This window comes from Agromyces sp. NPDC057679, assembly GCF_042799635.1.
Classification (GTDB): Bacteria; Actinomycetota; Actinomycetes; order Actinomycetales; family Microbacteriaceae; genus Agromyces.
This window is the reverse complement of record NZ_JBHVIK010000005.1, coordinates 190,232-214,938: the sequence shown is the minus strand read 5'-3', so window position 1 is coordinate 214,938 and position 24,707 is coordinate 190,232. Positions and strand designations below refer to the sequence as shown.

Annotated in this window: 19 protein-coding genes; 9 read left to right on the top strand and 10 right to left on the bottom strand. The window is 71.8% G+C overall.

Features of this window, described 5'->3' with window-relative positions:
- Window positions 1-117: 117 nt before the first annotated feature.
- The 4 genes from ACFVAJ_RS20485 (at window position 118) to ACFVAJ_RS20470 (ending at window position 4,366) form a co-directional block, all read left to right on the top strand.
- Window positions 118-2,184 (top strand): sensor histidine kinase, encoded by a 2,067-nt coding sequence (locus tag ACFVAJ_RS20485; protein ID WP_376947488.1) that lies wholly within the window; start codon window positions 118-120, stop codon window positions 2,182-2,184.
- Window positions 2,177-2,881 carry a response regulator gene (locus tag ACFVAJ_RS20480; protein ID WP_376947486.1) on the top strand — a complete coding sequence of 235 codons (705 nt, stop codon included), beginning with the start codon at window positions 2,177-2,179 and terminating at the stop codon, window positions 2,879-2,881. The genes ACFVAJ_RS20485 and ACFVAJ_RS20480 overlap by 8 nt, the downstream gene beginning before the upstream one ends.
- Window positions 2,882-2,949: 68 nt before the next feature.
- Window positions 2,950-3,858, top strand: a complete 909-nt coding sequence (locus ACFVAJ_RS20475; RefSeq protein WP_376947484.1) for a metalloregulator ArsR/SmtB family transcription factor — start codon at window positions 2,950-2,952, stop codon at window positions 3,856-3,858.
- 91 nt (window positions 3,859-3,949) lie between these two features.
- A complete protein-coding gene (locus ACFVAJ_RS20470; RefSeq protein WP_376947482.1) occupies window positions 3,950-4,366 on the top strand; it encodes an arsenate reductase ArsC in 417 nt (138 codons plus the stop codon).
- 39 nt (window positions 4,367-4,405) lie between these two features.
- Here the strand turns inward: ACFVAJ_RS20470 and ACFVAJ_RS20465 are convergent, their stop codons facing one another.
- Entirely contained in the window at window positions 4,406-5,731 is a 1,326-nt protein-coding gene (locus ACFVAJ_RS20465) for an NAD(P)-binding domain-containing protein (protein WP_376947480.1), read from the bottom strand.
- Between the two features lie 97 nt (window positions 5,732-5,828).
- Between ACFVAJ_RS20465 and ACFVAJ_RS20460 the strand changes: the two genes are divergently transcribed.
- Both ACFVAJ_RS20460 and ACFVAJ_RS20455 read left to right on the top strand, forming a co-directional pair.
- Complete coding sequence (locus ACFVAJ_RS20460) at window positions 5,829-6,179, top strand: metalloregulator ArsR/SmtB family transcription factor (RefSeq protein WP_376947478.1); 351 nt, start codon at window positions 5,829-5,831, stop codon at window positions 6,177-6,179.
- A gap of 105 nt (window positions 6,180-6,284) precedes the next feature.
- On the top strand, window positions 6,285-7,328 hold the full coding sequence (locus ACFVAJ_RS20455) for a LacI family DNA-binding transcriptional regulator (protein ID WP_376947476.1): 1,044 nt from the start codon (window positions 6,285-6,287) through the stop codon (window positions 7,326-7,328).
- Here ACFVAJ_RS20455 and ACFVAJ_RS20450 read toward each other — a convergent pair.
- Window positions 7,267-8,211, bottom strand: coding sequence for an ROK family protein (locus tag ACFVAJ_RS20450; protein ID WP_376947474.1), 945 nt, complete (start codon window positions 8,209-8,211; stop codon window positions 7,267-7,269). The genes ACFVAJ_RS20455 and ACFVAJ_RS20450 overlap by 62 nt on opposite strands.
- A 203-nt stretch (window positions 8,212-8,414) precedes the next feature.
- Complete coding sequence (locus tag ACFVAJ_RS20445) at window positions 8,415-13,100, bottom strand: GH92 family glycosyl hydrolase (RefSeq protein ID WP_376947472.1); 4,686 nt, start codon at window positions 13,098-13,100, stop codon at window positions 8,415-8,417.
- A gap of 118 nt (window positions 13,101-13,218) precedes the next feature.
- Here ACFVAJ_RS20445 and dapD point away from each other — a divergent pair, with 118 nt between their 5' ends.
- Window positions 13,219-14,172: a 2,3,4,5-tetrahydropyridine-2,6-dicarboxylate N-succinyltransferase gene (gene dapD, locus ACFVAJ_RS20440; protein ID WP_376947470.1), complete on the top strand. Its 954-nt coding sequence runs from the start codon at window positions 13,219-13,221 to the stop codon at window positions 14,170-14,172.
- 123 nt (window positions 14,173-14,295) lie between these two features.
- Window positions 14,296-16,875: a penicillin acylase family protein gene (locus ACFVAJ_RS20435; RefSeq protein WP_376947468.1), complete on the top strand. Its 2,580-nt coding sequence runs from the start codon at window positions 14,296-14,298 to the stop codon at window positions 16,873-16,875.
- An 88-nt stretch (window positions 16,876-16,963) separates the two neighbouring features.
- Here ACFVAJ_RS20435 and ACFVAJ_RS20430 read toward each other — a convergent pair whose 3' ends face one another.
- The 5 genes from ACFVAJ_RS20430 to ACFVAJ_RS20410 form a co-directional block, all read right to left on the bottom strand.
- Complete coding sequence (locus ACFVAJ_RS20430) at window positions 16,964-18,274, bottom strand: citrate synthase (RefSeq protein ID WP_376947466.1); 1,311 nt, start codon at window positions 18,272-18,274, stop codon at window positions 16,964-16,966.
- Between the two features lie 178 nt (window positions 18,275-18,452).
- Entirely contained in the window at window positions 18,453-19,568 is a 1,116-nt protein-coding gene (gene dapC, locus ACFVAJ_RS20425) for a succinyldiaminopimelate transaminase (protein WP_376947464.1), read from the bottom strand.
- A 2-nt stretch (window positions 19,569-19,570) separates the two neighbouring features.
- On the bottom strand, window positions 19,571-19,912 hold the full coding sequence (gene fdxA / locus ACFVAJ_RS20420; RefSeq protein ID WP_376947462.1) for a ferredoxin: 342 nt from the start codon (window positions 19,910-19,912) through the stop codon (window positions 19,571-19,573).
- A 38-nt stretch (window positions 19,913-19,950) separates the two neighbouring features.
- Entirely contained in the window at window positions 19,951-20,376 is a 426-nt protein-coding gene (locus ACFVAJ_RS20415; RefSeq protein WP_376947460.1) for a hypothetical protein, read from the bottom strand.
- Window positions 20,373-20,822: a hypothetical protein gene (locus ACFVAJ_RS20410; protein ID WP_376947458.1), complete on the bottom strand. Its 450-nt coding sequence runs from the start codon at window positions 20,820-20,822 to the stop codon at window positions 20,373-20,375. Before ACFVAJ_RS20410 ends, ACFVAJ_RS20415 begins: the two co-directional genes overlap by 4 nt.
- Window positions 20,823-20,908: 86 nt before the next feature.
- On the opposite strand from ACFVAJ_RS20410, the gene ACFVAJ_RS20405 reads away from it, so the two are divergent.
- Window positions 20,909-21,724 carry an enoyl-CoA hydratase/isomerase family protein gene (locus ACFVAJ_RS20405; RefSeq protein ID WP_376947456.1) on the top strand — a complete coding sequence of 272 codons (816 nt, stop codon included), beginning with the start codon at window positions 20,909-20,911 and terminating at the stop codon, window positions 21,722-21,724.
- Window positions 21,725-21,797: 73 nt separating this feature from the next.
- Here ACFVAJ_RS20405 and ACFVAJ_RS20400 read toward each other — a convergent pair whose 3' ends face one another.
- Together ACFVAJ_RS20400 and typA are read right to left on the bottom strand one after the other, a co-directional pair.
- The gene (locus tag ACFVAJ_RS20400) at window positions 21,798-22,598 is read right to left on the bottom strand and encodes a M23 family metallopeptidase (RefSeq protein ID WP_376947454.1); all 801 of its coding nucleotides are present in this window, start codon (window positions 22,596-22,598) and stop codon (window positions 21,798-21,800) included.
- Between the two features lie 199 nt (window positions 22,599-22,797).
- Window positions 22,798-24,702, bottom strand: coding sequence for a translational GTPase TypA (typA, locus tag ACFVAJ_RS20395; protein WP_376947452.1), 1,905 nt, complete (start codon window positions 24,700-24,702; stop codon window positions 22,798-22,800).
- Window positions 24,703-24,707: the final 5 nt, after the last annotated feature.

Genomic DNA, 24,707 nt, shown 5'->3' with positions numbered 1-24,707 from the left:
CGGCCGACCGTCCCGGGCCTCCAGAGCGCCGGCGCCCTCGATCCGCCCGAGGATGTCCCGCCCGATTCGGGACATCCGCCCGGAGACAGACGCCGCGCTCCCTGCCACGATGGAGCCATGCGCCCGGCCCGAGCCCTGCCCGCAGCGCGTGCGACCGCGGTCGCCGCGTTCACGATGGTGCTCGCGTGCGCCGTCGCGGCGCTCGTGCTCGACTACCTGACGTTCCGCACCGGGCAGGAGATTCCCGCCGCCCCGGGTTGGGTCGCCGCCTGGCGGGGGCTCGTGCTCGGCGCCACGGGCGCCCTGCTGCTCGCACGGCTGTCGTGGCATCCGGTGCCCGTGCTGCTCACCGCCGGCGGCCTGCTGGCGGCGATCGACGGCCTCGCGCTCGCGTGGCTCAACCACGGCGTGCTGCTCTGGCCCGATGCGCCCCTGCTCGCCGAGTCGTTCGTGTTCACGCAGCGCCTCTCGGTCGCCGCGTACCTCGCGCTGCCGCTCGCGCTGCTCGTGTTCCCCGACGGCCGGTTCCCGCGCGGACCGCTGCGCGTCGTGGCGATGGCGACGGCCGCCCTCAACGTGCTGATCGTGGTGGTCGACCTCGCGATGCCGTGGCGCGTCGCGCGCGCCGTGTTCGGCGACCCCGACCTCCGCCTGCTGCGATGGGCGACGGGCGAATGGGGCGTGGCGCTGCCACCGGCCGTCTGGCAGGGCATCGGCGCGATCTGGATGCCGACGATCCTCGCGAGCGTCGTGCTCACCGCGATCGTGCTGCTCGGTCGCCTCGTCGGCGCCGATGCCGAGCTGCGCCGGCAGATCAAGTGGATCGTGTGGGCCGGCCTCGTCTACGCCGCCCTGTTCGTGGTCTCGGCGCTCGCGCTGCCCTACTACCTCGGGCAGGCCACGATCATCGTCGGCACCGCGGTCATCTGCGCGGCGATCATCATCGCCGTGACCCGCCGCGGCCTCTACCGCATCGACCGGCTGCTCAGCTGGACGGTGGTGTACGGGCTCGTCGCCGTCTCGGTCGTCGTGGTCGACGTGCTGCTCGTCGCGGCGATCGGCGGGATGGTCGGGCACCAGGTGCTCGCGGGCGCCGCCATGCTCATCGTGCTGCTCGCCTACCTTCCGCTCCGCGACCGGGTGCTCGGCCTCGCGAACCGGCTCGTGAACGGGCGGCGCGGCGACCCCTACGGCGTCGTCTCGACGCTGGCCGCCCGCCTCGAGGAGGCCGAGGAGCCGGGCGATCAGCTGCACTCGCTCGCCGCCTCCATCGCGGCCGCCTTCGCGTCGCCGTACGTCGGCGTCGAGGTCGAGGCCCCAGACGGCGGCAACCTGATCGCGCGGCACGGCACGCCCGACGGCGACGCCGAGTCGATCCCCCTCGTGTACCGCGGCGAGCGCATCGGGCGGCTCGAGATGGCCCCGGGCCGTCGGGCCCGCCTCTCCCCCGGCGACGAGCGGCTGCTCGCCGACCTCGTGCGCCACGCGACCTCGGCCGTGCGGGCGAGCACCCTGAGCACCGCGCTGCAGCAGATCCGGGTCGAGCTCGTGAACGCCCGGGAGGACGAGCGCCGTCGCATGCGGCGCGAACTCCACGACGGGCTCGGCCCCGAGCTCGCCGGGGTGCAGCTGCGCATCGAGGCCGCCCGCAACGTCGGCGCGGCCGACCCCGTCGAGGCCGACCGGCTGCTCGCCTCGGCGGCCGACGACCTGAAGCAGGCCGTCGGCGAGATCCGCCGCCTCGCGCACGACCTGCGTCCGCCGAGCCTCGACGACGTCGGCCTCGCGGGCGCGGTCGAGCAGCTGTGCCGCCGCTTCGGCGGCGAGTTCGAGGTCACCGCGACGAGCGAGCTGCCCGAACGGCTGCCCGCCGCGGTCGAGGTCGCTGCGTACCGCATCGTCGCCGAGGCGCTCGTCAACGTGCAGCGCCACGCGCAGGCTCGGCGCGCTCGGGTGCGGCTCTCGAGCGACGACGGACGCCTGATCGTCGAGGTCGACGACGACGGCCGTGGGGTCGCCCCCGACGCGCCCGCCGGAGTCGGGCTGCTCTCGATGCGCGAACGCGCCGTCGAACTCGGCGGCACGCTCGAGGTGACCGATCGCGCAGGCGGAGGCACCGTCGTGCGCGCCGCGCTCCCCCTGCCCGACCCCGTCGTCGAATCCGAGGTGAACGTCGATGTCTGAACCCGCACTCGAGACCCCGCCCGACGACGTGCCCGCCATCCGGGTGCTGCTCGTCGACGACCACCCCGTCTACCGCGACGGCCTCGCCGTGCTGCTGCGCTCGATCGACGGGCTCGACGTCGTCGGCACGGCCGCCGACGGACTGGAGGCGGTCGCCGCCGCCGAGGCGCTCGCGCCCGACGTCATCGTGATGGACGTGCAGATGCCGCGGCTGGACGGGATCGAGGCGACGCGCCGCATCGCGGCGAGGCATCCCGACGTCGGCATCATCGTGCTCACCATGTCGGAGGCCGACGAGACCGTGTTCGACGCGATGCGCGCCGGCGCGCGCGGCTACCTGCTCAAGGGATCGGGCCAGGACGACATCTCGCGGGCGATCCGCGCCGTGGCGGGCGGCGACGCGATCTTCGGCCCGCGCATCGCCGCACGGGTCGCCGAGTTCTTCGCGAGGCCGCCCGCCGCGGCCGATTCCGTCGCGTTCCCGGAGCTCACCGGTCGCGAACGCGAGATCCTCGAGCTCGTCGCCGCCGGCCGCTCGAACGGCGACATCGCCGAGCATCTCTTCCTCTCGCCGAAGACCGTGCGCAACAACGTCTCGAACATCTTCGCGAAGCTGCAGGTCTCCGGCCGGGCCGAGGCCGTCATCGCGGCGCGGGACGCGGGGCTGGGGCGCGGGAGCGGCGGGACGACGGCGTAGCCGGTCGCCGCACAGACCGGCTCGGCGCGAAGCCCGGTGCCCCTTCGGCGTTGCATAGACTTCCACCTATGGATGCAGCGGCCGCGCGCCGACCGGACGGGACGACGGAGATCTCGGCGCTGATCACCGAGCCGACGCGCGCACGCGCGCTCCGGATGATCCTCGCGGACCCCGACGGCCGTTCGACCGTCACACGACTGGCCGAGGAGCTCGGGCTGCGGCAGCCGACCGTCACCCATCACGCGAAGCTCCTGACCGAGGCGGGCGTGCTCGAGCGCCGACCCGAGGGGCGGCAGGTCTGGTACTCGGTCGCCCCGGCCCAGCAGGATCACGTGCTGGAGCTGCTCGGCGGCCGACCCGCGGAGCCGGACGACGAGGTCTTCGCCCGGATCGCCGACGACCTGGCCGTGCGGTTCGCCGGCACGTTCAACCGAGAGACGGTCGAACGCTTCGTCGCCGAGAGCCGGCAGCTGCTCGCCCGGTCGGGCCGCGGCGCACGCTTGGCGTCACGGACGGCGGAGTTCTCGGCGCAGCGGCTCGCCGCGGTCGCGGCCAAGCAGCACGGCGCCCGCGCGGTCCCCGAGGTGCTGTTCGTGTGCGTGCAGAACGCGGGGCGCTCGCAGCTCGCCGCTGCGCTGCTGCGACACCTCGCGGGCGATCGCGTCCGGGTGCGGACGGCCGGTTCCGCGCCGGCGACATCCGTGTCGCCGACGATCGCGACCGCACTGGAGGAGGTCGGCGTCCCGCTCGGCGGCGAGTTCCCGAAGCCGCTCACCGACGAGGTCGTGCGCGCCGCGGACGTGGTGATCACGATGGGGTGCGGCGACGCCTGCCCTGTCTACCCCGGCACCCGCTACCTCGACTGGGAGCTCGACGACCCGGTGGGACGCTCGCTCGCCGAGGTACGCGCGATCAGGGACGACATCGACCGGCGCGTACGCGGCCTCATCGGAGCCCTCGAGCAGCCGGTCGTCTGAACGTCGGGTGAATCTCGCTCTGCTCGCCGTTCGCTATGCATAGACCACGATCTATGATTGAGCTGTTCGAGTTCGACGAGAGGATCCATCGATGTCCGACAAGCCCACCGTCCTGTTCGTCTGCGTGCACAACGCCGGCCGCTCGCAGATGGCTGCCGGATTCCTGCGCGAGCTCGGCGGTGATCGCGTCGAGGTGCTCTCGGCCGGCTCGGAGCCGAAGGATCGGATCAACCCGATCGCCGTCGAGGCGATGGCCGAGCAGGGCATCGACATCGCCGGCAACGTGCCGAAGGTGCTGACGACCGAGGCGGTGCGGGAGTCCGACGTCGTCATCACGATGGGCTGCGGCGACGCCTGCCCGATCTTCCCGGGCAAGCGATACGAGGACTGGCAGCTCGACGACCCCGCGGGGCAGGGCATCGAGGCGGTCCGCCCGATCCGCGACGAGATCCGGAGCCGCGTCGAGGCACTCCTCGCCGAATTGCTCCCGCAGGGCACGAGCGCCTGACCGGCGGGCTCGGGCAGAGGGAGCGAGGCGCGGGCCCCGTCAGCACCCCGGGCCGGAGCAGCAGCTCGACGCGCCGCCGACGTCGGTCGAGCACACCCCGGTCGCGGGGAGCACGAGCTCGACATTCGTCGCGGCCGCGAGATCGCCCGCGATCCAGGCCGTGACCGAGCGCACCTGCTCGTACCCCGTGGCGAGCAGGAAGGTCGGCGCACGGCCGTACGACTTCATGCCCACGATGAAGAAGCCGCGCTCGGGGTGGGTGAGCTCGGCGAAGCCGTGCGGCTCGACGGTGCCGCACGAGTGCACGTTCGGGTCGATGAGCGGCGCGAGCCGCTTCGGCGCCTCGACGATCTCGTCGAGCTCGAGGCGGATCTCACGCAGCGGGTCGAGGTTCGGCCGGAAGCCCGTCGCGTTCACGACGAGATCGGTCGAGTGCACCGCCAGGTCGCCGTGGCGCTGCCCGACGAGCTCGACGCCGCCGCCCGCCCGGCGAGCGCGGAGGATCTCGAACCCGTCGACGAGCTCGATGTCGCCGCGGCGGACGGCGGCGTCGACGCGGCCCCCGAGCTTCGCGCGATCCGCGAGCTCGTCGTCGGCCGACGACGACACCCGAACGGCCTGGGCGTTGCGGATCAGCCAGGTGACCCTGGTGCCGGGCACCTCGCGGGCGAGCTGCACGAGCCCGAGCAGCGTGTTCGCGGCCGAGTGGCCCGCACCGACCACGGTCGTGTGCCGTCCGGCGAAGACCTCCCGGTCGCGCCCGAGCACGTCCGGCAGGGCCGGCTGCACGTGTTCGGCGATCTCGTCGAGCCCGAGCAGGCCCAGGCCGTTCGATCCGAGCGAGTTCGGCGTGCGATACGTTCCCGAGGCGTCGATCACGGCGCGCGCGGTCAGCTCTTCGACTCCCGACGCCGTGCGGAGCCGCACGAGGAACGGCGTGGTGAGGCGGTTCGTCGTCCGCGTGCGGTCCATCCCCTCGCGACTGATCGCGAGCACGTCGGCACCGGTGCGGATGCGTGAGGCGATCGGCTCGAGCCTGCTGAGCGGCACCAGGTAGGCGTCGACCAGCTCCCGGCCCGCCGGCGCACGCTCGGGGTCGGGAAGCGTCCAGCCCTCCGCTTCGAGCAGGCGCCTCGAGGCCGGGTCGACGAGGTGCTTCCACGGGGAGAAGAGCCGCGTGTGCCCCCACGCCCGAACGCTGTCGGCGATGCCGTCGCCGACCTCGAGCACGACGAAGTCGATGCCTCGTTCGACGAGGTTCGCGGCCGCGGCGAGCCCGATCGGACCGGCGCCCACGATCACCACGGGCAACGCCGACAGGCGGTCGTCGGTCACGGGCCGGGGGGTCACGTCGAGCAGGGTCACTGCATTCCTCCTGGAGATCGATGGATATCGATGAACGTCGATGTCGTCAGTATGGAACCAGATATCGATGATTGTCAATATCGACTAGTATCGATACATGGTCGCGATGCTCGAAGTCACCGATGTCACCGCCGGCGCGTGCTGCGCGCCGCTCGTTCGCGAGCCGCTCTCGGCCGCCGACGCCGAACGGCTCGCCCGCTCGATCAAGGCCCTCGCCGACCCCACCCGGCTGCGACTGCTCTCGATCGTCGCCGCCTCCGAGGGGCAGGAGGCGTGCGTCTGCGACCTCATCGAGCCCGTCGGCCTCAGCCAGCCGACCGTCTCGCACCACCTCAAGGTCCTCACGGAGAACGGATTCCTCAGCCGGAGCAAGCGCGGCACCTGGGCCTACTACAAGCTCGTCCCCGAGGGCCTCGACGGGATCGCGCGCACGCTCCTCGCCGGGTGAGCGACCGAGGCGGCGCCGCGAAGAAGTCGGCGGCGCGGGCGGGGCTCGGCCCGGGGAGCGATCGCACGGGATACTGTGTCCTTGCTCCAAGGCACCGGGAGGGTCATGCAGGACGCACGTGAGCACGCCCAGAGGGTCACCCTCGCCCAGGTCGCCGACCGCGCCGGCGTGAGCCTGAAGACGGCATCCCGCGCGCTCGGCGGAGAGCAGTACGTGAGCCACGAGACCCTCACGAAGGTCCTCGCCGCGGCGAACGCCCTGGGCTATCGACGCAATGCGGCGGCGAGCCTGCTCGCCAGCGGGCACCTCGCGGAGTCGATCGGCCTCATCGCCGGCGACTTCACCAACCCCTTCTACTCCGCCCTCGCGCAGAGCGTCGAAGAGGACATCCGGCGGCAGGGCATGCACCTGTCCGTCGCCACGTCCTGGGAGTCGGCGGAGCAGGAGCGCCGCATCATCGACGACCTCGCCAGCCGCCAGGCCAAGGCCCTCGTGGTCGTCTCGGCGATGTCGGACCATGCCGACTACGCGCAGGTGCAGGCCCGCGGCGTTCCGGTGGTCTTCGTCGATCGCCCCGCCGTCGGTCTCGACGCCGATTCCGTCGTCTTCGACAACCGGATGGGCGGCCGCCTCGCCGCCCGGCACCTCCTCGGCCTCGGCCACACGCGGATCGCCTTCGTCGGCGACTACGCGTGGCTCCCCACGTATCGGGAACGGCTCGAGGGCATGGCCGCAGTCCTCGACGAAGCGGCCTCGTCCTGGCGGAACCTCCTGCGCGATGACGCGCACGACGTCGCCTCGTCCCGCGCGCTCACCCGCGAGCTGGTCGCGCTCCGCGAACCGCCGACGGCGATCGTCGCGGGCAACAACCGGATCCTCCTCGGCGTCCTCGAGGAGCTGTCGACGACGAGCACGGATGACGCTCCCGCCGTCATCGGCATCGACGAACCCGAGTGGGCCCGCGTGATGGGGATCACCACCGTCGCCGGCGACGTCGAGGCGGCCGGGCACCACGCCGCGCGCCTGGCCCTCGCGCGGCTCGCCGACCGCACGCGGCCCGTGGAGCACGTCGTGCTCCCGATGCGTCTCACTCCGCGACGATCGACGGCGAGACGAGCCTCCGACTCGGAGTCGCCGCGCGCCGAGTAGTCCCGCCGGCGGCGAACGCGGCCCCGATCATCGGTGCCTCGTGGTCGAGCTCCGCACGGAGGACGGGGAACCCGGCGCGCCCGATTCCTGCGGAGAGCGGCGGCTCGAGGAGATCCCATGATCGGGCGATGGTGCCGCCGACGATGAGCGCATCGGCGCCGAACTGCGCGAGCCGGCCGCCGAGCGCACGGCCGAGGAACGAGAAGGCATCGTCGAGCACCTCGCGCGCGATCGGGTCGCCCCCGCGCGCGAGCTCGGCGATCTCTTTGACGTCGGGCACCGTCGGAGCATTCGGAGCGCTCCGCGTCCGCTCGGCGTAGGCGGCGCGGATCGCCCGCCGCGACATCCGCGCCTCGATGCGCTGCCCCTCGAACTCGACCAGGTGGAGCTCGCCCTCCGGCGCAGCGCCGTCGGTGCGCTCGCCGTCGACCACCCAACCCGACCCGACCCCGGTGCCGAGCGTGACGCAGCAGAATCTCGAGAGTCCGCGCGCCGCGCCGGCCGCATACTCGCCGAGGGCGAACGCGTCGGCGTCGTTCACGAACGTGAGCGAGGTCGCGTCCGCGTCGAGGTCGTCCGCGAGTCGTGCGCGCAGGTCGACCCCGTACAGCGAGTCGAACTTGCCCACATCGGAGTAGCGCGCGATGCCCGCATCGAAGTCGAACGGGCCGGGGACCGCGACCGCCCATCGCCCGTCGTGGTCGGATCCGAGCGTTCGGGCCGCGGCGGCGATGTGCTCGAGGATCGCATCGGCGCGGCCGCCCGAGTTCAGCGGGCTGGTCAGGTAGGTACCGTCGACGATCGCGCGAGCGGTCGTGTCGACGACGGCGACGGCGACGTGGGTTCCGCCGAGCTCGATGGTCGGCACCCGGTTGGGATTCACGGTGTTCTCTCCGTCCGGGAGCCCGTTGCTCCACGGGCTCCCCTGGTCTCAGCAAGCCCGAACCGGTCGACGGCGCGACCGGTTCGGGCGGAGGGGGTGTTCGGCGGGCCGGCGCGAGGCCGACCCGCCGGACGATCACGTCGCGTGCACGCGGGTCTCCTTCCGACGCCCGGCGCTTTCGGCGTCCCAGCCGACGGCCGTCGTCACCGCTTCGCCTTCGCGTCGACCAGGCCGTCGTACGCCCACACGAGACGGGACAGCGCAGCCACGACCTCGTCGTGGGTGCTCGTAGCCGGGTCGAGCTCGTCGGCCGCGGCGATCGCGTTCTGGAGCTTGCGATAGGACACGGGCGTGACCGCGTCGGCCTCGACCGCCCCGGCCCGCTCGCGCAGGTCGGCGAGCTGCTTGACGACCTTCCACTGCAGGTGGCCGGCTGCGGCCTTCAGCACGCGCAGCGCCTCCGCGACCTCGCCGGTCGTCGCGGCGGCAGCCGCGTCGACGCGCTTCGCCGTGTCGAGCGCACGGGTGAAGACGGCGAAGTCCATCGCGAGGTACCAGCCCGCATCGGCGGCGAGGGTCGAGTGCTTCGCGATCGCCGAGTGCAGCGCCGACTTGTCGACGGCGTACTCGAGCGAGAACCAGTCGAGGTTCCCGACGTAGGGCTGGGTCGACGTGGGCGTGCTCAGGAGTGCGAAGTAGAACGCGTGCTCGCCGGTGATCTCGGACGGGAGCGCGACGGTCGCGGTGCCGTACGTGCCCCAGTTCGAGCCGGTCGGCTGCAGCGGCACGGTGACGAACGGTTCGCCGGACATCTCGTCGAGGTAGACGGCGAGCCGGCCGTCGGCCACCTTGGTCGACGGGGCGTCGTAGCGCACGCTGAGCTTCGTCGAGCTGCGCTCCCCCAGATCGACGTCGCGGTAGCGGATCCACGCACCGTTCTTCGTGCCGGCGACCTGGCCGCCCACCGATCCGGCCTCGGTCTTGAGGTCGGCACCCGAGTAGTCGGTCCCGGCCACGAGCCCCGTGCCCGCGGCGTTCAGCATGCCGTAGCCGGTGCGGATCGACTCGAACTGCACCGTCTTCGAGGTCGCGACGGCATCGGCGGCGGCACGGAACTGGAACCAGTCGACGTTCGCGATCCAGCTCTGACCCGACGCGAGGGGCCCGGTGAACACGAAGTACACGTCGTTGACGCCGCCGAGCTTCGCGATCTCCTCGGCGGTGAACGTGTGCGTGAGCGCCGTGTAGTTCGCCCAGCCGTTCGTCGTCGGCAGCGGGACCCTGGTCACGAGCGGACCGGTCGCCGAGCCGGTGCGGATCTCGACGGCGGAGTTCGCCGACGCGGAGCCGGGATTGTGCGCGTAGTCGATCACGACCGATGCGAGCGGGGACTCGGAGAAGTCGAGCCCGCGGAACGCGAGCCACGCCCCCGGCGAGACGCCGCCGACGTTCGTCCCGCTGCCGCCGGCCTCGGTCTTGAGCGACCCGCCGGACCACTGGTCGTAGGCCTCGGCCTGCAGCATCCGGTAGCTGTCGCCGCCGATCGCGAGCCGGTCGGCCGCGGCCCGCAGGAGCGCGAGGGCCGTGGAGAGCGTGCGCTCCGAGGACGCCTCGTCGTCGAGCGCCGACGTCGCCTCCGCCACCGCGGACCCGAGCGCCGCGAACGTCGCCGCGGAGTAGCCGTCGGCCGTCACGAGGCGCGCGTCGTCGTACAGCGCCTGCAGTTCGGCGCGCGTGCCCGAGGACGGCGAGACCGTGAACGGGTCGAGCGCGGTCGTCCCGGCACCGGTCACCTGGGCCGCAGTGGCGCCGTCGAGTGCGGAGTCGTCGAGGAGCACCGTGAAGTTCGAGCTCGTCGAGCGCTCGAGCTTGCCCGTGAACGTGACCTGCGCCGTGGTGTCGCTCATCCGCTGGACGGTCGCCGTCACGCCCGGGTCGAGACCCGGGAACGCGACGGCGCCCTTCGAGAGCGCCGGGCGGTTCTTGCCGGCGAACGTCGCACCGCCGCTGAGCGTGAGGTCGATCGTCGCCCGCACGGCCCCCTTCGCGTCCGCGGTGAGCGTCGTCGTGCTGGGCGTGAGGCGGTGGCCGGCGAAGCGGACCTTGAGCGCGAGTTCCCGCTCGGCCGCGCCGGGCACGGTGCCGGAGAAGGCGCCGGGCGCGATCGTGACGACGAGGTCGTCGGTCGAGTCGTCGACGAGATGCCGGGCGGCCTCGCCGGACAGGGTCAGGTCGAGCGTCTCGCTCCCCGACTTCGTCGCCACGAGCTCGAGCCCCTTCGGCAGGCCGGTCGCCTCGACCTGCGAGGACAGGTCGGAGCCGACCTCACCGGTGAACGTCGCCCCGCCGACCTGCACGGAGATCGCGTCGTCGATCGAGCCGTCGTTCGCCGCGGACTCCTCGAACACCTGCGAGGTCGTGGAGATCGCGTCCTCCGGGTGGTAGAGCGCGCTGCTGACGTGGTCGTTGAGGGAATCGGCTGCGACGCCGTCGGCGCCCCACGACGACGGGTCGGAACCCATCGTGAAGTGCAGCACCCCGCCGGCGTTCATCTCCGCGGCGGTGAGCCAGGTGCGGTCCAACGGCCGGCCGTTGAGCGTCGCGCTCTGGATGTAGTGGTTCGTCGCGCTGACGCCCGGTGCCTCGACGACGAAGTCCCTGCCGCCGGGGTAGTGGATCGTCGTGCGGTCGAAGATCGGCGTCGTGATCTCGAACGAATCGCCGCCCGCCACCACGGGGTAGAGGCCGATCGCGCTCGAGACGAAGTATCCCGACATGGTCCCGGCGTCGTTGTCCATCGTCTGGAGCAGGCCCTTGGGATCGTTCTGGAACACCATGCGCTTCGACGGCGTCGTGCCGCTGCCGTCGGCGGTGTAGCGCACGCACACGGGCTCGGTGACCGCTCGGTACGTCCAGTCCTGCGTGCGCGCGGGCTGGCCCACGTAGTTGTAGAGGAACGGCGCGTGCACGGAGATCTCGTTGGCGAACAGGTGGAGGTTGCGCGTGCAGTCGTCAGGAGCCTGGTCGCCGAAGAAGTAGCTCACGGCCTTCGCGGCGTCGGACTTGCCGCCCATGAGGTCGACCATGCCGCCGAGGTCCTGGGCGTCGTACCAGTTGTACTGCCACAGCGTGCCCTGGTAGAGCCCGCTGCTCCAGCTCTCGGGGTTCTTCCGCGTGAAGCCCGCCGATGCGTCGTTGCTCGAGCGGGGCATGAGCAGGCCGACCTCGTCGACGCCCTCGGCGACGCCGGTGGCGGCCTTCGCGTTGGCGTCGTCCTTCAGGGCATCCTCGTCGAAGGCCTTCGCCCAGCGCGCGCCCTCGGCCCGGTAGTGCTCGGCGTCGGCCGTCTCGCCGAGCGCGTCGGCGATCACCGACAGGCCGTAGGCGTCGTAGGAGTACCCGAGGAGGCCGCCGCTGACGGAGTTGAGGTTCGTGAGGCTCGCGGAGCCCCCGGTCTGGGCGACGAGCGCGGGATAGGCCCGTTCGAGCCCCTGCAGCTGCACGCCCTTCGAGATCGCGTCCGCCACGACGACCGGGGCGCGCTCCCACCGCACCGTCGGCACGGACTGCACGAGGCCCCCGACCGAGCCCTTGCCGCTCGTCGCGACGCTCGCGTAGAGGTCGACGAGCGACTGCACGACGTCGCGATAGACGTCGGGGTACACCGAGGCCACGGCCGCGTACTTGTGGAAGTCGTCCCACAGCGACCACGAGTCGTAGTGCGTGTAGCCCGAAGCCGGGTAGATGACGCCGTCGGCGCCCCGATACGTCCCGTCGGTCGAGGTGGCGTTCATCGGCGTGTTCGCGAGCCGGTAGAGGTGCGTGTAGAACTGGACCCGCAGGTCGCCGGTCGGGTCGTTCGTCGCGGTGGCGTCGACGTCGACCTTGCCGAGCCGCTCGTTCCACGCGTCCTTCGTCGCGGCGCGGATCTCGTCGAAGGCCTTCCCGCCGACCTCGACGGCGGCGTCGCGTTCGGCCTGCTCCGCGCTCACCGGGGAGAGCGTGACCCTGAGGCCGACGTGCTCGCCCGCGTCGGCGTCGAAGTTGAGCACGACGCCGATGTCCGTGCCGTCCTGCGTCGTCGCGCTGGAGCTGAGCCCTGCACTCCCCCACGTCTGCACGGAGGACGTCGGGACGGTGGTTTCGGCGTAGTAGAAGAGCTTGTACGCCGAGTTGTAGAAGAAGCCGGTGAAGGAACCGGAGATCGTCGTGTTGCCGTCCTCGCTCGTCCCGATCACGAGGTCGGTGGCCTTGCGACCGTTGCCGGTGTGCTTGAGGTCGACGACGAGCGAGGCGTGGCCTCCGTCGTCGAAGGCGTAGTCGTGCACGCCCGTGCGCGTGGCGGCCGTCACCCGGGCGTCGATCTTCTTGCCCGACTCGTCGAGGCCGACCCGGTAGAAGCCGGCCGTCGCCGCTTCGTCCTTGGCTCCGTCGCTCGTGCGGATCGCCTTGTCGTAGCTGCTCGTCGACGGCCGGGACGTGTAGCTCTGATAGGTGGGCACGACGAGCACGTCGCCCGCGCCGCCGCCGCCGCCGACGCCGTCGAGCGCGATGTTCGTGAAGCCTCGGAGGGTCTCGGCCGTGTACTCGTAGCCCACGTGGTTGCCGGGGGTGGTCGTCGGGGTGACCGTCGCCAGTCCGTACGGGGCGAAGGCCCCGGGGCCGTCCTGGCCGTGGTCGCCCTCGGTCCCGATGAACGGGTTCACGTACTGGGTGTAGTCGGTCGGGCCGGTCGCGGCCTGGGCGGCGTTCGCCGGCCCGGCCAGCGGCAGGAGGGCCGAGGCCAGCAGCGCGAGCGCGGTCGGGATGGCGGTGAGTCTTGGGCGGGGGGCGCGGATCGACGGGCCGGGGTCCACCCGGGCCGTGTCCTGATAAGACAGCGCTGTCATACGGTGGACGGTAGCACGCCCGACCCCGCGCGTCCAAACGCCGCATCCGACGCCCGACCGCGCACGGCCCGCCCGAGACCGCGCGTCACACGGGGCCGCCCCTCGATACCCTTGAAGCATGCCCGCGACCGACACCGTCTCCAGCCCTGCCCGCACCGCCTCCGCCGCCGGGCTCACCACGATCGCCGGCGACGGCACGGTGCTCGACGCGTGGTTCCCCGCGCCGCGACTCGGCGCCGAGGCATCCCCGCTCGCCGCCGAGCACGCCGCGCTCGCCGGCGACGACTCGCGCCGCAACGTGCGCGTCGAGCAGCTCGAGCTCACGATCGACCTCGACGCGGCGCCCGCCGGCACGGCCGACGCGTACCTCCGCCTCCACGTGCTCTCGCACCTGCTCGCGGCGCCGAACACGGTGAACCTCGACGGCGTCTTCGGGTACCTGCCTGCGGTCGTGTGGACGAACGCCGGCCCGGTGCATCCCGCCGACTTCGACCGGCTGCGTCCCGCACTCCAGCGCGCGGGCATCCACGCGACCGGGCTCGACAAGTTCCCGCGCCTGCTCGACTACGTCACTCCCGAGCGGGTGCGCATCGCGGATGCCTCGCGCGTGCGCCTCGGCGCGCACCTCGCGCCCGGCACCACCGTGATGCACGAGGGCTTCGTGAACTTCAACGCCGGCACGCTCGGCACCTCGATGGTCGAGGGCCGCATCTCGCAGGGCGTCGTCGTCGGCGACGGCAGCGACATCGGCGGCGGCGCCTCGATCATGGGCACCCTCTCGGGCGGCGGCACCCAGCGCGTCGAGATCGGCGAGCGGGCGCTGCTCGGCGCCAACTCGGGCATCGGCATCTCGATCGGCGACGACTCGGTCGTCGAGGCGGGCCTCTACGTCACCGCCGGCACGAAGGTCGTCCTCCTCGGCGGGCCCGACGGGCGACCGCGCGCGGTCAAGGCCGTCGAGCTGTCAGGCGTGCCCAACCTGCTGTTCCGCCGCAACTCGCTGAACGGGCAGGTCGAGGCCCTGAGCCGCACGGGCGAGGGCGTGACGCTCAACGCGGCGCTGCACGCGTAACGGTTCGGATGCAGCTCGGCACGTCCTGTCGGCATCGCACGATCGGCCGCTCGCCGCTCGGCTAGTGTGGTGCTTCCGAGGTCGCCGCGTGGCGGCCTCGCCTGCACCTCACGAAGGAGTGACGTGGGTACCGACGCCCCGAGGACCCGCCGCCATCGCGGCCTGAGCTTTCTCATCGGCCTGCTGATCGCCGTGCTGGTGCTCGGCGTCGCGGGCGCGGGGCTCGGCTGGTGGACGGTGCAGCGTTCGTTCCCGACGACGACCGGCCGCATCGACGTCCCCGGGCTCACCGCGAGCGTCACGGTGTACCGCGACGACGCCGGCATCCCCCAGCTCGTCGCCGAGACGAGCCGAGACCTCTTCTTCGCGCAGGGCTACGTGCACGCGCAGGATCGATTCTGGGAGATGGACTTCCGCCGCCACGTGACGGCGGGCCGCCTCGCCGAGATGTTCGGCGAGTCGCAGGTCGGCACCGACACCTTCATCCGGACGCTGAACTGGCGGGGCATCGCCGAGCAGGAGTACGAGCAGCTCGACGACGAGTCGCGTGCCTACTACGAGGCGTACGCCGCGGGCGTGAACGCCTACCTCGGCGAACGCAGCGGCGCCGACCTCTCGCTCGAGTACGCGGTGCTCGGCCTCCAGAACGGCGCCTACTCCCCCGAGCCGTGGACGCCGGTCGACTCGATCGCCTGGCTCAAGGCGATGGCCTGGGACCTCCGCTCGAACCTCGGCGACGAGATCGATCGTGCGCTCCTCGCCTCGGCACTGCCGGCCGAGGAGGTCGCGCGCCTCCACCCCGACTTCCCGTGGGGCAGAATGCCGACGATCGTCGGCGGCCCGATCGCCGCGGCGCCGGCCGCCTCCTCGGTCACCCCGCTCGACGAGTCGGGCGAACCGATCGCCGCGGCACCGGTGAGCAGCGAGGCGGATGCCTCGGCGCCCGAGCACCTCGCGGCGCTCGCCTCGCTCGCGCAGACGATCGACGGCATCCCCGAACTCCTCGGCCCCGAGGGCGGCGACCTCGGCTCCAACTCGTGGGTCGTCTCCGGCGCCCTCACCGAGAGCGGCAAGCCGCTGCTCGCGAACGACCCGCACCTCGGCCCGGCGATGCCGTCGATCTGGGCGCAGATGGGCCTGCACTGCGCGGTCGTGAACGACGCGTGTCCGTTCGACGTCGCCGGCTATTCGTTCTCGGGGCTGCCGGGCATCGTGATCGGCCACAACGAGCGCATCGCGTGGGGCTTCACCAATCTCGGCCCCGATGTCGCCGACCTCTACCTCGAACGGATCGAGGGCGACGCGTACGAACTCGACGGCGCGATGGTGCCGCTCACGATCCGCGAAGAGGTCATCGAGGTCGCGGGCGGCGACCCCGTCACGATCACGGTGCGCTCGACCGGTCGCGGACCGATCGTCACCGACATCGGCTCGGACTTCGCCGCCGTCGCCGACACCTCCCCCGCGGCATCCGACGCTCCCGCGGGCGAGTACCAGGTCTCCCTGCAATGGACGGCGCTCACCCCGGGCACCACCGCCCGGGCGATCTTCGCGCTCGACCGCGCGCGCGACTGGGAGGGGTTCCGCCAGGCGGCCGCGCTCTTCGACGTCCCGTCGCAGAACCTCATCTACGCCGACGACGCGGGCACCATCGGCTACCAGGCGCCCGGCAAGATCCCCGTACGCAAGTCGGGCGACGGCACCGTGCCGATGCCGGGCTGGACGAGCGCGAACGGCTGGTCGGGCATGGTGCCGTTCGAGCAGCTGCCGAGCGTGCAGAACCCGCCCGCGGGCTACATCGTGACGGCGAACAACGCCGCGGCGGGCCCGAAGGGCCCCCTGCTCACGATGGACTGGGACTACGGCTACCGCGCGGCCGGCATCGACAAGCTGCTCCGCGAGCGTCTCGACGCCGGCGAGAAGCTCACGGCCGACGATCTCCTCGCCATCCAGCTCGACACGAGCGACATGAACGCGCAGCAGTTCCTGCCGTTCATCGCCGAGCTCGCGACCGGCCTCGACGGCGATGCCGCGCGCGGCGCGGCCCTGCTCGACGGCTGGGACGCGAAGGCCGACGCCGACAGCCCCCAAGCCGCCTATTTCGCCGTGTTCTGGCGCACGCTGCTCGACGACATGTTCGGCAGGCTCCCCGACGAGAGCCGACCCCAGGGCGGCGACCGCTGGTTCAACGTCGTGGGCACGCTGCTCGGCGAACCCGAGAACGCCTGGTGGGGCGACGGCGGCCGCGACGCGGCCATCGCGGGCGCGCTCGACGCGGCGTGGGGCGAGGCCTCCGAGCTCATGGGCGGCGATGCCGCCTCGTGGACCTGGGGCGAGCTGCACACCCTCACCCTCACCAACCAGAGCTTCGGCGAGTCGGGCATCGGCCCCATCGAGTGGCTCTTCAACCGCGGGCCGTACGAGCTCGGCGGCGGATCGGCGATCGTCAACGCGATCGGCTGGGACGCGAGCCTCGGCTACGGCGTGGACTGGGTGCCGTCGATGCGCATGGTGGTCGATCTCGACGACCTCGACGAGTCGCGCTGGATCAACCTCACCGGCGCATCCGGGCACGCCTTCAACCCGCACTACGACGACCAGGCGCCGCTCTGGCAGCGCGGCGAGACCCGGCCGTGGCCGTTCACCCTCGACGCCGTCGCCGAGGCCGCGCGCGACACGCTCGTGCTGCGGCCGGCCGGCTGAGCCGGGTCGCCTCCGACGCACGCGAACGGCCCCGATTCGAAGGAATCGGGGCCGTTCGGTCGTTGCGGGCGCTCGGCGCGGGCCGGGCTCAGACGCCCGGGTAGTGCCGTTCGGGCTCACCCGTGTAGAGCTGCTGCGGGCGGCCGATCTTCGTCTGCGGGTCGAGGTTCATCTCGCGCCAGTGCGCGATCCAGCCGGGGAGGCGGCCGATCGCGAAGAGCACGGTGAACATGCGCGTCGGGAAGCCCATCGCCTTGTAGATGACGCCGGTGTAGAAGTCGACGTTCGGGTAGAGGCGGCGCTCCTTGAAGTAGTCGTCCTGCAGGGCGAACTGCTCGAGCTCCTTGGCGATGTCGAGCAGCGGGTCGTTGACCCCGAGGCTCTCGAGCACCGCGTCGGCCGACTGCTTCACGATCTTCGCGCGCGGGTCGTAGTTCTTGTAGACGCGGTGTCCGAAGCCCATGAGCTTCACGCCGTCTTCCTTGTTCTTCACGCGCTCGACGAAGCGGCCGACGCCCTCGCCCGAATCCTGGATGCGCGCGAGCATCTGCAGCACGGCCTCGTTCGCGCCGCCGTGCAGCGGGCCCGAGAGCGCCTGGATGCCGGCGGAGATCGACGAGTACAGGTTGGCGCCGGTCGAGCCGACGAGGCGGACCGTGGAGGTCGACGCGTTCTGCTCGTGGTCCTCGTGCAGGATGAGCAGGCGATCGAGCGCCTTCGCCAGCGTCGGGTCGATGTGGTACGGCTCGGCCATGTTGCCGAAGTTCAGTCGCAGGAAGTTCGGCACGAAGTCGAGCGAGTTGTCGGGGTAGAGGAACGCCTGCCCGAGGCTCTTCTTGTGCGCGTACGCGGCGATGACCGGCAGCTTCGCGAGCAGGCGCAGCGTCGTCAGCTCGACGTGGTCGGGGTCGTGCGGGTCGGACGAGTCCTCGTAGTAGGTCGACAGGGCCGCGACCGCGCTCGAGAGCACCGACATGGGGTGGGCGGTGTGCGGGAGTGCCGAGAAGAAGCGCTTGAGGTCTTCGTGCAGCAGGGTGTGGCGGCGCACCTTCTCGTCGAACTCGGCGAGCTGGTCGGCGCTCGGCAGTTCGCCGTAGATGAGCAGCCACGCGACCTCGAGGAAGGTCGAGTGCTCGGCCAGCTCCTCGATCGGGTAGCCGCGGTAGCGGAGGATGCCCTGCTCGCCGTCGATGTAGGTGATCGCCGACCGCGTCGACGCGGTGTTGACGAACCCGTAGTCGAGACCGGTGAGGCCGGTCTGCCGGGTCAGCGTCGAGAGGTCGAGGCTGGAATTGCCCTCGACGGCGCGTCGAACCGGGAACTCGGCGGTCCCGCCGGGGAAGCTGAGGGTTGCGGTCTCGGGGTTCTGCCCCGCCGCGGGGTTCACGACGTCGCTCACGGCGCCTCCTGTGATCGTCACTTGCGCGGTCACCTGCTTTCAGGGCCGTCGGCGTAGGGTCGGCTGCGGCCCGACCTACAGCCTAGACGTGCTCGGGGCACACTGTCGCATCCACCAAGAGATCCTTGTATACATTGGTTGGTCGTCACAGCGACGGATGCCTCGTGGTGACCGGAGGCTACGAGCCCGCGGCTGCTCGCAGGCGCTCGGCGGCGGCGGCGATGCGCTCGTCGCTCGCCGTGAGCGAGAGCCGGATGTGCTCGGGGTAGTGGACCCCGTAGAAGTGCCCCGGCCCGCCGATGATGCCGAGATCGGCGAGGCGGCCGATCGACTCCCAGGCGTCGCGCCCCTCGGTCGCCCAGAGGTAGAGCCCGGCCTCGCTGCGGTCGATGCGGAACCCGGCCGCCTCGAGCGCCGGCAGCAGCAGCTCGCGACGGGCGCGGTAGCGCGCCTTCTGCTCGGCGACGTGGGCGTCGTCGCGGAGCGCGGCGATCATCGCCTGCTGGAGCGGCTGCGCGAGCATGAGCCCGGCGTGCTTGCGCACGTTCGTGAGCCGGCCGATCACCGTGCGGCAGCCCGCGAGGAACGCGGTGCGATACCCCGCCATGTTCGACTGCTTCGAGAGCGAGTACGCGACGAGCGTGTTGCGCCGGCTGTCGCCGACGACCCTGGGGTCGAGCAGGCTCGGCACCGGGGCATCCGCCCAGTCGCCCGCCCAGCCGAGTTCGGCGTAGCACTCGTCGCCGACGATGACCGCGTCGAGCTCGAGGGCCCGCTCGCGCGCCACCCGCAGCTCGTCGATCGACAGCACGCGGCCGTCGGGGTTGCCCGGGCTGTTCAGCCACACGAGCTTCGTGGCCGCGGGCCACTCGGCGGGATCGTCGCTCGCCATCGCGGTCGCCCCCGCGAGCACCGCGCCCATCTCGTAGCTCGGGTACGCGGCCTTGGGGTGCACGACGACGTCGCCCTCGCCGAGCCCGAGCAGGAACGGGAGCAGGGCCACGAGCTCCTTCGATCCGACCGTCGGCAGCACGTTCTCGCGGCTGAGCCCGGTCACGCCCCGGCGTCGCGCGAACCAGGCGACGATCTCGTCGCGCAGCTCGTCGGTGCCGACCGTCTGCGGGTAGGCGTGGGCGTCGCTCGCGGCGGCGAGCGCCTCGCGCACGACGGCGGGCGTCTCATCGACGGGCGAGCCGATCGACAGGTCGACGGCACCGCCCGCGTGCGCCGCGGCTCGCGCGCGGTACGGGACCATGAGGTCCCACGGGTAGTCGGGCAGCTCGCGCCCAGCCACGGTCAGTGGCCCTGCGGCGGGAGGGCGGCGATGATGGGGTGGTCCATCGCGATGACCCCGACCTTCGCTGCGCCGCCGGGCGAACCGACCGCCTCGACGGTCGCGGTCGAGATCTCGAAGAACTCGACGTTCGCCTTGTAGTAGTCGGCCCACTCGTCGGGCAGGTCGTCTTCGTAGTAGATCGCCTCGACCGGGCACACCGGCTCGCACGCACCGCAGTCGACGCACTCGTCGGGGTGGATGTAGAGCGAGCGCTCACCCTCGTAGATGCAGTCGACCGGGCACTCGTCGATGCAGGCGCGGTCCTTCACATCGACGCACGGGAGGGCGATGACATAGGTCACGGTGGTTCGTGCTCCTTCGGAGAGGCGGGGACTTCAGTCTATGCGTGCGCGTCGGCCGCCGCGCGCGAGCGGGCACGCGAAGGCAGCTCGGGCCAGGCGACGATGAGCACGCCGATCAGTGCCGGTGCGACCGCCCAGACGGTGCCGGCGAGGTCGCCCGCCACGAGCACCGAGCCGCCGGGGCCCGGAAGCGTGAGGACGGCCACGATGATGACGATGCCGGCCGCGGTCGCGGCGGCGGTCGCACGCCCGTGGGTCAGGAGGCGGACGCCGAGGATCAGGGCGGCGACGCCGACAAGCGCCGCGATGAGGCCCCACGGGATCGCGACCTCGCCGATGCGGAGCACATGACGGTGGCCGACGGTGGCGACCGCCCCGAAGACGACGCCCACCACCGCCGCGATCAGCAGGCCGCCGATCCGGCTGGCGAGCGAGAGGCCGCCGGCCTCCGTGTGGCCGCTCACGGTGCCGTGGTGACCGTGTAGGAGACCGTCTCGCCGTCGGCGGCGAGGAGGACGAGGTACGTGCCGTTCGAGTACACGAGCGCGTCGGCGCCGCTGCCCGAGAGCTCGGTGCTCTTCGTGAAGCCGGCGCCCTCGAGCTTCGCGACCGCGTCGGCGGTCGGATCGGCGGCGGTCGTCGTGATCATCACGATCCAGCCGTCGGCGCCGCCCGTGCCCGCACCGAGCGCGATCGTGCCGTCGACGAGGGGGATCTCGGCCGGGAAGTCGCTGGGCAGCTCGCCGTCGAGGCTGACCTCGCCGCCCGTGGCGTCTTCGATCGCGCCCTCGACGCCGTCGTTCACGAGGTCTTCGATCGGGTTGGCGCAGCCGGTGAAGAGGGCGGCGGACAGCGCGGCGATCGCGACGGCCGCTGCGGCCCGGCGTGCGGTGACGAGGCTCCTGGACATGGCTCCGAGTCTACCGGGGCGTGCTGCGGGCCCGACCGGTGCCGTAGCGTGGAGCCGACACCGCCCGACGGAGAGGATCGACGACGATGACCGATGGCACGAGCCCCGTGACGGCCGAGCAGCCCGAGGTGCGCGTCGAGCGCGACGGGCCGTTCGCGATCGTCACCATCGACCGCCCCGCGGCCCTCAACGCGCTCTCCCCTGCCGTGCTCGCCGCCCTCGCCGACGCCTTCGCCGGCCTCGCCGGTGAAGGCCCCGCGGTCCGGGGCGTGCTGCTCACCGGCGCCGGCGGACGGGCCTTCGTCGCGGGCGCCGACCTGCGCGCGCTGGCCGACCGCACGCCGGCGGAGGGCGAGGAGGCGGCCGACGCCGGCCACCGCGCCGCCGCCATGATCGAGTCGCTGCCCGCCCCCGTGATCGCGTGCGTCGACGGCTTCGCGCTCGGCGGCGGCCTCGAAATGGCGCTTGCGTGCGACTTCATCTACGCCACGGACGCCTCGTCGTTCGGCCAGCCCGAGGTCAAGCTCGGGCTCATCCCCGGCTTCGGCGGCACGGTTCGGCTGCCCCGCGTGGTGGGGCTCGCACTCGCGAAGGAGCTGATCTACACCGGCCGCCGCATCGGCATCGAGGAGGCCGTCGCCGCCGGTCTCGTCGCCCGCCGCTTCGCCGATCGGGAGGCGCTCTTCGCGGGTGCCCGCGAGACCCTCGAGCTGATCGCCCAGAACGCCGCGCCCGCGGTCGGGCTCGCCAAGCGCGTGCTCGTCGATGCCACGGGGCAGCCGACGGCGACCGCCACGCTGCTCGAGATCGAAGCCTTCGGCGACGCGTTCCGCACCGACGACATGCGCGAGGGCGTTGCCGCCTTCCTCGAGAAGCGCGAACCCCGCTTCACGGGCGCCTAGGCCCGAGACGGAGCGAGCCCGTCGAGACCACGCGGGTCTCGACGGGCTCGTCGATCTGCTCGTCGGCCGGGACTCAGCCGATGTGGGCGGCCAACCAGGCGAAGCCGTCGAACCGTACGCCGTCGCTGCCGAACATCTCGAGGTGGAGGTGCGGGCCCGTCGACTGGCCGGTCGTGCCCACGAGGCCGATCTGTTGGCCGGCGGTGACGCGCTGGCCCTCCGAGACCGCGAGCGAGCCGAACTGCATGTGCCCGTACGAGCTCGTGACGACCTGGCCGCCGATGTTGTGCTGGACCTCGACGTTCACGCCGAGTCCGCCGCCGTTCTCGGTCGCCAGCACGACGACGCCGTCGGCGATCGACATCACCGGGGTGCCGTCACCCGGGTTGAAGTCGACGCCGTCGTGGTTCGTCGAGCAGCCGCCGCAGGGCGCTTCGCGCGGGCCGAAGCCGGAGCTGCGCCGGTCGGGGTTCTGCACCGGCCAGACGACGGCGCCGGTCTCGACGAGCGAGACGGCGCCGACACTGGCGACCTGGGAGACGATGGGCGGCGGCGCCTCGTGCACGTCGTAGGCCTCGGAGGCGAGGGTCGATTCGACCGCCTCGCTGCCGACCTCGACGGTCTGCGGGGTGAAGGTCACCGTGTCTTCGACGGGGGCGTACACGGAGGCGCGCTGCTCGACGTCGGTCGCGGTGATCGCGAGTGCGGGCACGCTCGTGGCGACGATCATGCCGCCGGTGAAGGCCATGGCGATCACCGAGAAGGTCTGGCGGGCGCTGAATCGGGGAAGGACGCGTCCGCGACGGGGGGTCGTCGTCGGGGTGGAGTCGGGGGCGGTGGCCGCGCGGCGGCCGCGTTGGGGGAAGGAAGTCATCACAGGTTACGTATGAGGGGGTCGGGTTTCGTGGCGAAACTGGTTCGAGATCGAGACAATCTCATGTACCGTACGCAGCGATTCTGGGAGAACCCTCCGATGCACATGCATGAAAGCCGGGCATCCCACCGACGAGAAACGCGGATGCCACGGGGTCTCCCCCGTGGCATCCGCGTTCAGCTGCGTGGTGCGCGGCCGATCAGCCCTGCTTCTTCAGACGCGAGGTGATGCGCGCACGCGCCGTCGCGTCGAGCTCGACCTTGCGGATGCGCACCGCCGTCGGCGTGACCTCGACGCACTCGTCCTCACGTGCGAACTCGAGGCACTCCTCCAGCGAGAGCTGGCGCGAGGGCGTCATCGACTCGAAGGTGTCGGCCGTCGACGAACGCATGTTCGTGAGCTTCTTCTCCTTCGTGATGTTGACGTCCATGTCGTCGGCGCGCGAGTTCTCGCCGATGACCATGCCCTCGTAGACCTCTTCGGTGGGGTTCACGAAGAAGGTCATGCGCTCCTGCAGGGCGATGATCGCGAACGGCGTGACGACGCCCGAACGGTCGGCGACGATCGAGCCGTTGTTGCGGGTCACGATCTGGCCCGCCCACGCGTCGTAGCCGTGCGAGATCGCGTTCGCGATGCCCGTGCCGCGGGTCGTGGTCATGAACTCCGTGCGGAAGCCGATGAGGCCGCGGCTCGGGACGATGAACTCCATGCGGACCCAGCCGGTGCCGTGGTTCGACATGTTGTCCATGCGGCCCTTGCGGGCGGCGAGCAGCTGCGTGATCGCGCCGAGGTACTCCTCGGGGGCGTCGATCGTGAGGTGCTCGTAGGGCTCGTGCGTCTTGCCGTCGACCTGCTTCGTGACCACCTGGGGCTTGCCCACGGTGAGCTCGTAGCCCTCGCGGCGCATCTGCTCGACGAGGATCGCGAGCGCGAGCTCGCCGCGGCCCTGCACCTCCCACGCGTCGGGGCGGCCGATGTCGACGATCTTCAGCGAGACGTTGCCGACGAGCTCGCGGTCGAGTCGGTCCTTCACCATGCGGGCGGTGAGCTTGTGGCCCTTGACCTTGCCGACGAGCGGCGAGGTGTTCGTGCCGATCGTCATCGAGATGGCGGGCTCGTCGACCGCGATGACCGGGAGCGGGCGGACGTCCTCGGGGTCGGCGAGCGTGTCGCCGATCATGATGTCCTCGAAGCCCGCGACCACGGCGATGTCACCGGGGCCGGCGCTCTCGGCCGGGTAGCGGTCGAGCGCCTTGGTGAGGAAGAGCTCGGTCACGCGGACGTTCTGCACCGAACCGTCGTGCCGAACCCAGGCGACCGTCTGGCCCTTCTTGATGGTGCCCTGGTGCACGCGGAGGAGCGCGAGACGACCGAGGAACGGCGAGGCGTCGAGGTTCGTCACGTGCGCCTGCAGGGGGTGCTCGTCGTCGTACGTCGGCGCGGGGATGTGCTTGAGGATCGCCTCGAAGAGCGGCTCGAGGTCGCCGTTGTCGGGCAGTTCGCCGTTCTCGGGCTTCGTGTGGCTCGCGGCGCCGTTGCGGCCCGAGGCGTAGACCACCGGCACGTCGAGGATGGCGTCGAGGTCGAGGTCGGGCACGTCGTCGGCGAGGTCGGAGGCGAGACCGAGCAGGAGATCCTGGCTCTCGGCGACGACCTCGTCGATGCGCGCGTCGGGGCGGTCGGTCTTGTTGACGAGGAGGATGACCGGCATGCGGGCCTCGAGCGCCTTGCGGAGCACGAAGCGGGTCTGCGGCAGCGGGCCCTCGCTCGCGTCGACGAGGAGCACGACGCCGTCGACCATCGACAGGCCGCGCTCGACCTCGCCGCCGAAGTCGGCGTGGCCCGGGGTGTCGATGACGTTGATCGTGATGGGCTCGCCGCCCGCGTGCTCGCCGTTGTACGTGATCGCCGTGTTCTTGGCGAGGATCGTGATGCCCTTCTCACGCTCGAGCTCGTTCGAGTCCATCGCGCGCTCCTCGATGTGCGCGTGCGCGTCGAAGGAGTTCGTCTGGTTGAGCATCGCGTCGACGAGCGTCGTCTTGCCGTGGTCGACGTGCGCGACGATTGCGACGTTGCGCAGGGAGTTACGGGTGGCGTTCGCCATGGATG